This window comes from Pseudomonas sp. TSO6 (assembly GCF_056098905.1).
Window position 1 is genome coordinate 31,246 of the sequence record NZ_JBLZWV010000027.1, and the last position, 8,384, is coordinate 39,629.

Sequence of the window (8,384 nt, forward strand, 5' to 3'; positions counted from 1 at the left end):
CCATGAGGTCAGCGCAGTACCTCAAGGCCTTTGCAGGGATACCACTGGTTCGGAAGGCAGTGAGGTCCCTGTGGGAGCGGGTTTACCCGCGAAGAGGCCGGCGCAGGCACCATCAGCTTTCGCCCAATGCCCCCACCACCTGGTCGACACTGGCCTTCAACCCTGCAAATGCATCGTCAGGGTCACTCTCCACCACCACCAGCTTGGCCCCGGCTGCCTTGATCACTTCGGCCACCGCCGCGTCCGGCTGGCGGTGGTCCAGCACCAACGCGACATCCTGCGCTTTCAGATTTTCCTCCAACGCCTTGAGCGCGGCAGCATCCCACTCGTCCGGCAGCGGCTGCTCCACCACGTCCAGGTTCAACCCGCTGGCGAGGTAACCCAGCCGGTCGGACAGGCTTACCACGGTCAGGTTGTCGACCTTGGCCAGGCGTGTCTGGCTGCTGGCCGAAAGCTCCAGCAACTGGCGTTTGAGGCCAGCCAGGTTGCCCTGGATCTTCGCTTTGTCGCCTGGGGCCAGGCGCTCCAGGTCGTTGGCCACCACATCGGCCATACGCCCGAGGTTGGTCGGGTTGAGCCAGGGGTAGGCGCCATAGGCGTCATCACCCGAGACCGCAATCCCTGGCAGCGCACCGTCCACCGGCCGTGCGGCATCGATTTCGACGATGCGGATGTTGCTGCGCCGGGCCATCGGGTACAGCGGGTCGTCTCGCCAGATCGAACGCACGCCGATCACCGCGTCGGCCTGCTGTGCGGCTTTCTCCAGGCTGGCGCCACCGCGCCCGCTGAAGTACGACGGCTGGCGGCTGGCCGGCAGGTTGGCCGGCGCCGCACGTTTTAGCTGTACTGCAGTGCCGTCGAGCAGGGCGCTGGCCAGGCTGTGGGTGACGGGCAGGGTGGTCAGCACTTGTGTGGCAAAACACAGCGACGGCAGGCCGGCCAGGGCCAGCGCCAGGGTCAGGCGTTTGAAGTTCATGCCGGGTTTCCTTGCAGGCGGGGGACGAGGGCGCGGGCCAGGGCGGCCAGAGCAAAGCACATGCCGGCGACCAGGATGATCGCGGCGCCTGACGGCACCGGCAGGTCGAAAACGATCGGCAGCAGGATGCCAAACAGGGTGCTGATGGTGGCAATCACCACCGACAGGAAGAAAAAGCCCTTGAGCGACTGGCTGACCAGGCGTGCGGCGGCAGCGGGGATGACCAGCAGCGCACCGACCAGGATGGCCCCGATCACCTTCACGGCGGCCACGGTCACCAGGGTCACCAGCACCACGAACAGGTAGTCCAGGGTTTTCACCGCCACCCCGCGCACGGCCGCCAGCTGCGGGTTGAAGCTGGCCAGCATGATGCGGTTGTACAGCGGCAGCGCCAAGGCCAGCACCAGCACCGCGACGATGCCCAGCACCACCAGGTCCTGGCCGCTGACGGTCAGCACCGAGCCGAACAGCACGTTTTCGAGGATGTGCACGTTGATCTTGCCTGCCAGCATCAGCAGCAGGCTGGCGCCCAGCGCCAGCGACACCGACAGGAACACGCCGATCAGCGTGTCCGGCGACAGCCCGGTGCGGTTGCGCAGGAAGTTGAGCAAGATGCCGAACAGCAGGCAGTAGCCGAACAGGCTGCCATAGGGGCCGGTGTAGGGCTCGCCCAGCAGGATGCCGATGGCCACGCCGGTCAGCGCGGCATGGCCCACGGCCTCGGAGAAGAAGGCAAAACGTTTGACCACCACCAGGGTGCCCAGGCCGCCCAGCACCGGGCCGATCATCATGCCGGCCAGCAGGGCGTTGACCACGAAACCGTAGGCCAGTGCCTCGGGCAGGTAACCAGCGGTAGCCCATTCCTGGACCAGTTGGCGAAATGCTTCAAAACTCATGAGGCAAGGCTCTCGCTACGCGGGTGAACGGAGAACAGGCCGAGCAGGCGCTCCGGGGTCAGGGCCTGGGCGGGTGGGGCGTCGAACAGCACCTTGCGGCTCAGGCCGGTTACCCGGTCAGCAAGGCGCAGCACGGCTTCAAGGTCGTGTTCAATCCACAGCACGGTGGTGCCAGCCTGGCGCCAGCCCTTCAGCAACTGCTCGAACACCTGGATCCCGGCTTCATCGAGTGCCGACATGGGCTCGTCCAGCACCAGCAACTGCGGCTCGGGGATCAGGCCCTGGGCCAGCAGCACGCGCTGGCGCTCGCCCCCGGACAACGCACCCATGCGCCGCTTGCGCTTGTCGAGCATGCCGACCCGCGCCAGGGCCGCGTCGATGGCCGGTTGCACACGCCGCGACAGGCCGAGAAAGGCCGGGCGGCGCTGGCACATGGCGGCCATGAAGTCGTCCACGGTCATTGGCAGGCCGCGGTCGAACTCCAATGCCTGCGGCACATAGCCGATCACTTCGCGTTCGCTTGGCCAATGCAGGGTCAGTTGGCCCTGATGCGGCATCTGCCCGAGCAAGGTCTTGATCAGCGAGCTCTTGCCGCCGCCGTTGGGGCCGACGATGGCGTGCACGCTGCCAGCGGCCACGCTGAAACCGACCTGTTCCAGAATGCGTGTGCGGCCCAGCGTGAGGTCGATGCCGGCGAACTCGATGCGCGGCCCGAAGCCCGTGACCAGGTTGGCGGCGGCGGTCATGCGCGGTTCTCCTGGATGGCGCGGACCACGGTGTCGAGGTTGCGCTTCATTTCCACTTCGTACTTGTCCTTGGTGTATTCGCCATAGGAGATGTGCGTCAGCGAGTACAGACGCACGCCAGATTCGCGCTGGATGGTCTCGACGTAGGCCGACGGGAAGTCCATTTCCGAGAAGATCACCTGCACGTCCAGGGCCTTGAGCTGGTCGATGGTCTTTTTCAGCTGGGCCGGGCTGGGCTCGATGCCATGGGCAGGCTCGACCACGGCCGTCACCTCCAGGCCGAAGTCGCGTACCAGGTAGTCGTAGGCGGCATGGATGGTGGCAACCCGGAAGGTGGCGCTGGGCGCCTCGGTGACCTTGGCCAGGGCTTCGGCACGCAGCGCGCGCAGGCGCTTGGCGTAGGCGCGGGCGTTTTGCGTGTAGAGCTTGGCGTTGTCCGGGTCGAGCTTGCCCAGTTCGCGGGCGATGTTGTTGACCTGCGCGATGGTGGTGCTGATCGACAGGAAGGTGTGCGGGTTGACCACCTTGCCTGCGCCACGGGCGGCAATGCCGGTGGCCGCCAGCAGCGGAACGTTCTGGTTGGCTTCGATGGTGTTGATGCCCGGCTTTTCGCTGGCGGCGATCATGCGGTCGGCGAAGTCGTCGTGGCCGACGCCGTTGAGCACCACCACATCCAGGGTGCCGATGCGCTTGATGTCCTCGGCCCGTGGTTCGTAGGCGTGGGGGTTGAAGCCCGCTGGAATCAGCGGCACCACTTCGGCCTTGTCGCCGACGATGTTGGTCACGTAGCTGTAGTAGGGGTGCAGGGTGATGCCGATGCGCAGCGGCTTGCCGTTATCGGCCAGGGCCATTGCCGGCAGGGCAAGGGCCAGGAGCAGGGCGAGGGCGGAGCGGAACATGGGGAAGTCCTTGGGTTCAGTGACGGTGTTCGCGGGTAACCCCGGCGTCGTAGTGGCTGACCACCTGCTGCCAGCCCGCGGCGATCAGGGCTGCCTGGCCGAGGTCGTCCGGGGTCATGGCGGCGCTGTCGCGGCGCAGCCAGACATCGGCCTGGCCAGTGCTGTCGGCCGGCAGGATCAGCAGCAGGCTGCCGGCGACTTCCGGGGCCTGGCTGCGGCCCAGGTAAGCGCCGGGCTCCAGCCACGACCATTGGTGGCCGCCGCGGCTCTGGCTGCCGGCATCGACCACGAAGGGTGGCAGGCCTTCTTCGGCCAGGGCCTGCACGCTAGGCACGGCAGCGTTTTCTTCACGCAACAGCTGGATTTCGTCGAAGGCCACCCGCAGGTCGGTGTACAGGCCTTGTTCGGCGGCGGTGAGGTCGCGCCGGGCGTCGATCTGGTGGCTGGCGATGGTCTGTTCGTCTTCGCGCTCGCCACGCAGCAGCACTACGCTGGCAGCGAGCACCACAATCAGCAGGCTGATCAAAAGCACGTACAGGGTTTCGTGCCCGGCGCCGGCCGGGCGAATCACTTGGGCGCGGCTCATGGCTGTGCGATATCGGCGTAGTCGACTTCAACCACGTGCCCGGGGCCTGCATCGAACAGCACGTAGAACTCGCCGTCCGGGCGCTTGAAGGTGAGCGTCGAGTCGTCGCCAAGCTTGCCACCGACCAGCACCTGCTCGTCATAGCCGATCACATCCAGGGTCACCCCCGGGGCACCGCTGCCGTCCGAGAAACCGCCGGTGCACTTGACCTGGCCGCCGGCCGTTTCTTCGCATTCGCACATCGGGTTATGCGCCAGGGCGGGGCCGGCGGCCAGCACCAGCAAGGGCAGGGCGAGGGTTCGCATCAGCTGTTTCATTTCTTGCCTCCTTGTTTTTCGAGCCAGGCCACGGTGGCTGGCGATGCTTTGGCCAGGGGGACCGACGCCTGGTGCATGCTGCCGTCCCAGCCTTCCAGGGTGATCCAGATCTGTGCGTCGGGTTTGGTACGGGGTGGGATCGGCAGCGAGGTGCCCATGTTGTACGGCGCGCCGAAGAAAATGGTGCCGGCGGCGCGCAGGCTGCGTGGTTTGCCAATACGCAGGTAGGCTGCTTTGACGTCCTTGACGCAGGCCTTGCACAGCGACGCATTGAACGACTTGAAGTAGCCGGCGGGGCCGTCGGCACGTGGCGCCTCGTCACGCATTTCGGCCAAGTCGAGGCTGTACGGGCCAACCTGGATATTGCTGATCACGTTGGCGCCAAGGCCGGCTTCGCCGCGGAACAGTTTCGCGTCGGCGAAATACTTGGGCATGAAGCCCAGCGGGATGAGGATCAACAGGATGTTCAGGTGAAAACGCCACTTCAGCCAAAGTTGCTTTAGCGGGCTGGCGGGCAGGACTCGGGCCTGGCTCATGAGTGGATCTCCACGGTGGTTTCACTGCGTGCCGCACGCGGTGCCCGCTCGCTGCGTTTGAGGGCGGCGGCGGTGGCCTGGGCGGTGCGTTTGGTCCAGATCAGCAAGCCGCTGAGCACCATCAAGGTCAGGATCAGGCCGAAGAAGAACCAGATCAGCTTGATCGGCAGGCCGCCGAAGTCGCCGGTGTGCAACGGGCGCATGGATTCGGTGACGAACTCCAGCGCCGAGCGGTCGCTGATCAGGAACTGGCTGTCGACATTGCTTGTGTACGGGTTTACCGAAGCACTCTGGAACATCAACGGATACCAGCCCGGGCCGGACAGGGTGATGTGGCTGTAGGCGGTGGCAGGGAGCGAGATGGCACTCACCTCCAGCCCCGGGATCGCCAGGCCGGCGATGCGCGCTGCCTCGTCCAGGTCGATATGTGAGGCCGGGCTGCCATCTTGGGTTTGTGGCACTTCTTCACGGGCGATCACCGGCACGATGGGCCGGCTGGATATGGTGATGTGGTTGTCGAACAGGATCGCCTGGATCAGGAACCATGTGCCGGTGATGGCAATGACGGCAATGAACCAGATCGACCACACCCCGGCCAGGCGGTGCAGGTCACCCCAGAAAATCCGCGAGCCATGGCCGGTGCGCACGGGTTTGAAAAAGCCCTTCCAGAACTTCTTGTACACCACCAGGCCGGTGACCAGCGAAGCCAGCATGGGCAGGCCAAGCAATGACACCAGGTACCAGCCCCAACTGAAACCGTTGGTGAACGGCACCAGCCACCAGCCATGCAGGGCGCGGGTGAAGGCTTCGAAGTTGAAGTCCGGGGTCTTGCCCTGAATGGCCGCTGTGTAGGGGTTTACATACAGCGTTGGGCTGGTGCCGTCAGGCAGGGTGACACTGGCTTTTACTGCGAAGTGCGAACCATCCGGCTGGCTCAGGCGCTCTACCACCATGTCCGGTTCGGTCTTGTTCAAGGCCTCCAGCACCTGCTGGAAACTCAGACGCTCAACGTCTGCGTCGGGCTTGTTGGCACGCACGGCCGGGTCGGCGAGCCAGACAATCTCCTGGCTGACCACGGCGAGCATGCCGGTAAAGCAGACGATCAGCACAAAGAACCAGATCGGCAGGGCGAGCCAGCTATGGACCAGGAACCACAGCCTGGATTTGGATTTTTTCGGTGATTTGGCCATCAGACGGTCTTCTGCATTGGGTGGTCGAGCGTATGCCCAACCAAAGAGGGCTGTACTGATAAGGACGAATGAGAATTGAAAACCTGCCGTTTTAAATGCAAGCAAATGTTTCTAAGCACAAAGCCGGCCTGCGCGCGAGGCGTCAGGCCGGCTTTGAATGCATGCAGCAGGGGGGTCAGGCGCGGGTCAGGGCCACGGCAGGTTGCGGTTTGCCGTGCAGCTGCGCCAGGTCCTGGTACAGCGCACGGCCAATTTCCGCAGCGCGGGCCGGCAGCACCGAGAGCAGCGTGTCGCTCAGGCCGTGGCTGTTCTCGCAGAAGCCCTGCAGGTACACCGAGGCCTGCAGGTCGGGGCTGGCCAGCACGCGGTAGTTGCGGTCGACGCTGAAGTCGTCCAGGTAACCGGCCAGCGGTGCCAGCAAGTCACGGTGCGAGCGGCGTTCGTAGCCGGTGGCGAGAATCACCGCGTCGTAGCGGTGGGTTTGCTGCTGGCCGGTGGCGAGGTCGCGCAGCGTCAGTTCCAGGCCTTCGCGGGTAGCCACAACGGCTTCGACCTGGCGGCGGCACAGCACGTTGTGACGGTGCTGGTGGGCGACCTTCTGCCGGTACAGGATGCCGTAGATGCGTTCGATCAGGTTAAGGTCCACCACCGAGTAGTTGGTGTTGTGGTATTCGCCCAGCAGTTTGCTGCGCTGGTCGGCCGGTTCGTTGTAGACCAGGTCGGTGTAGTCCGGCGAGAAGATCTCGTTGACGAACGGGCTGTCGTCGGCGGGTTTGAGCGCCGAGCCACGCAGAATCATGTCGACCTTGACCGACGGGTAGCTGTCGTTGAGGTCGATGAATGCCTCGGCCGCGCTCTGGCCCGAACCGATTACCGCGATGCGCATCGGTTTGCCGGCGGTGCACGGCAGCTTGTTCAGGCTGCTCAAGTACTGGGAGTGATGGAATACCCGTGGGTCGTCCTTGAATGCACCGAACTTTTCCGGGATTTTTGGCGTGCCGCCGCTGCCGACCACCACCGAGCGGGTGCGGCGGCTGTATTCGCGGCCCTGGGCGTCGCGCGAGACCAAGCGCAGGTGCTCGACACGGCCAGCCTGCACCTCCGGCTCGATGCGCAGCACTTCCTGGCCATACACCGCCTGGGTGGCGAAGTGTTCGGCGGCCCAGCGCAGGTAGTCGTTGTACTCCAGGCGGCAGGGGTAGAAGGTGCCGAGGTTGATGAAGTCGGCCAGGCGCTGCTTCTGGTGCAGGTAGTTGACGAAGCTGTAGGGGCTGGTGGGGTTGCGCAACGACACCAGGTCCTTGAGGAACGAGATTTGCAACTCGCTCTGGGTAGCCAGGGTTTCGCCGTGCCAGCGGTAGTCCTGCTGCTTGTCGATGAACAGCGCATCGAGGGCGTGGCCCTGAGATTCGGCGAGTTCTTCCAGGGCAATGGCCAAGGCCAGGTTGGAAGGGCCGAAGCCCACGCCGATCAGATCTTTGATGGTTTCCTGCTGTGAGGGCTGGCTCATGGTTGCGATTCCCTGAATGGTCGAATATGGACGCCCGCCGGGGCTCCGGCTCCTGCGCAAGTACATGAGTTGGAACGAGCCAGTCGTGGGGGAATTTAAGGGGGCTAAAGAACTGCGAGCTGGGGCCGATAGGGTGGTTACGGCAAGGACCTATCTTTCAGCAGGGAATCGAGATGAGCGCAATTACGGCTAGCAACCTGATGATCAATGGCGTTTCCGCGCAGACGCTGAGCGCCAACGCAGCGACGCAACGCGAACAGGCAAAACAGGCCGGTGAGGCGCTGGGCCCCTTGAGCATCAGTAGCGACAGCATGAAAGTTTCAGCGGGTAGCCAGGCGCAACCTGCGGACAGTGAAGACAGTGGTGAGTCAGAGGCCGTATCCGAGCTGCGTCAGCTGATCAAGGACCTGCAGAAGCAACTGGTCGAGGAGCAGAAGCAGTTGGCCGCGCTGCAGAACAGCAAGATGGATGAAGCGGCCAAGGCGGCTGCGGTCGGTGCCAAGCAGGCGAGCATTGCCACCATCAATGGGCAGATCATGGCTGCCACGGCGCAGTTGCTGGAGCTGTTGCAGCAAGAGGGTGGCAGCAGCTCGGGCGGGATGGTCAGCGCTACGGCCTGACTGCCTGGAGCAACAACCTGTAGGAGCGGCCTTGTGTCGCGATGGGCCGCAAAGCGGCCCCAGGATTTCAGCTTCGCCGCATCAATTGCCGGGGCCGCTTTGCGGCCC

The 8,384-nt window shown here is 64.5% G+C and carries 10 protein-coding genes; 1 reads left to right on the forward strand and 9 read right to left on the reverse strand.

What is annotated here, in order from left to right; genetic code table 11:
- Positions 1-112 precede the first annotated feature (112 nt).
- From ACN6NG_RS11220 to ACN6NG_RS11260, 9 genes are all read right to left on the reverse strand, one after another.
- The gene (locus ACN6NG_RS11220; RefSeq protein ID WP_197898068.1) at positions 113-976 is read right to left on the reverse strand and encodes a metal ABC transporter substrate-binding protein; all 864 of its coding nucleotides are present in this window, start codon (positions 974-976) and stop codon (positions 113-115) included.
- The gene (locus ACN6NG_RS11225; RefSeq protein WP_016499095.1) at positions 973-1,872 is read right to left on the reverse strand and encodes a metal ABC transporter permease; all 900 of its coding nucleotides are present in this window, start codon (positions 1,870-1,872) and stop codon (positions 973-975) included. The genes ACN6NG_RS11220 and ACN6NG_RS11225 overlap by 4 nt, the downstream gene beginning before the upstream one ends.
- Positions 1,869-2,618: a metal ABC transporter ATP-binding protein gene (locus ACN6NG_RS11230; RefSeq protein WP_084966095.1), complete on the reverse strand. Its 750-nt coding sequence runs from the start codon at positions 2,616-2,618 to the stop codon at positions 1,869-1,871. The genes ACN6NG_RS11225 and ACN6NG_RS11230 overlap by 4 nt, the downstream gene beginning before the upstream one ends.
- The gene (locus ACN6NG_RS11235; RefSeq protein WP_474314001.1) at positions 2,615-3,517 is read right to left on the reverse strand and encodes a metal ABC transporter substrate-binding protein; all 903 of its coding nucleotides are present in this window, start codon (positions 3,515-3,517) and stop codon (positions 2,615-2,617) included. Before ACN6NG_RS11235 ends, ACN6NG_RS11230 begins: the two co-directional genes overlap by 4 nt.
- A 16-nt stretch (positions 3,518-3,533) precedes the next feature.
- The gene (locus ACN6NG_RS11240) at positions 3,534-4,103 is read right to left on the reverse strand and encodes a DUF6162 family protein (RefSeq protein ID WP_016499098.1); all 570 of its coding nucleotides are present in this window, start codon (positions 4,101-4,103) and stop codon (positions 3,534-3,536) included.
- Positions 4,100-4,420, reverse strand: coding sequence for a hypothetical protein (locus ACN6NG_RS11245; RefSeq protein WP_028613213.1), 321 nt, complete (start codon positions 4,418-4,420; stop codon positions 4,100-4,102). Before ACN6NG_RS11245 ends, ACN6NG_RS11240 begins: the two co-directional genes overlap by 4 nt.
- Positions 4,417-4,956 carry a hypothetical protein gene (locus tag ACN6NG_RS11250; protein ID WP_049274170.1) on the reverse strand — a complete coding sequence of 180 codons (540 nt, stop codon included), beginning with the start codon at positions 4,954-4,956 and terminating at the stop codon, positions 4,417-4,419. The genes ACN6NG_RS11245 and ACN6NG_RS11250 overlap by 4 nt, the downstream gene beginning before the upstream one ends.
- Positions 4,953-6,146 carry a PepSY-associated TM helix domain-containing protein gene (locus tag ACN6NG_RS11255; protein ID WP_049274168.1) on the reverse strand — a complete coding sequence of 398 codons (1,194 nt, stop codon included), beginning with the start codon at positions 6,144-6,146 and terminating at the stop codon, positions 4,953-4,955. The genes ACN6NG_RS11250 and ACN6NG_RS11255 overlap by 4 nt, the downstream gene beginning before the upstream one ends.
- A 175-nt stretch (positions 6,147-6,321) precedes the next feature.
- Positions 6,322-7,656, reverse strand: coding sequence for a lysine N(6)-hydroxylase/L-ornithine N(5)-oxygenase family protein (locus tag ACN6NG_RS11260; RefSeq protein ID WP_063426809.1), 1,335 nt, complete (start codon positions 7,654-7,656; stop codon positions 6,322-6,324).
- 173 nt (positions 7,657-7,829) lie between these two features.
- On the opposite strand from ACN6NG_RS11260, the gene ACN6NG_RS11265 reads away from it, so the two are divergent.
- Positions 7,830-8,276 carry a hypothetical protein gene (locus tag ACN6NG_RS11265; protein ID WP_197898066.1) on the forward strand — a complete coding sequence of 149 codons (447 nt, stop codon included), beginning with the start codon at positions 7,830-7,832 and terminating at the stop codon, positions 8,274-8,276.
- Positions 8,277-8,384: the final 108 nt, after the last annotated feature.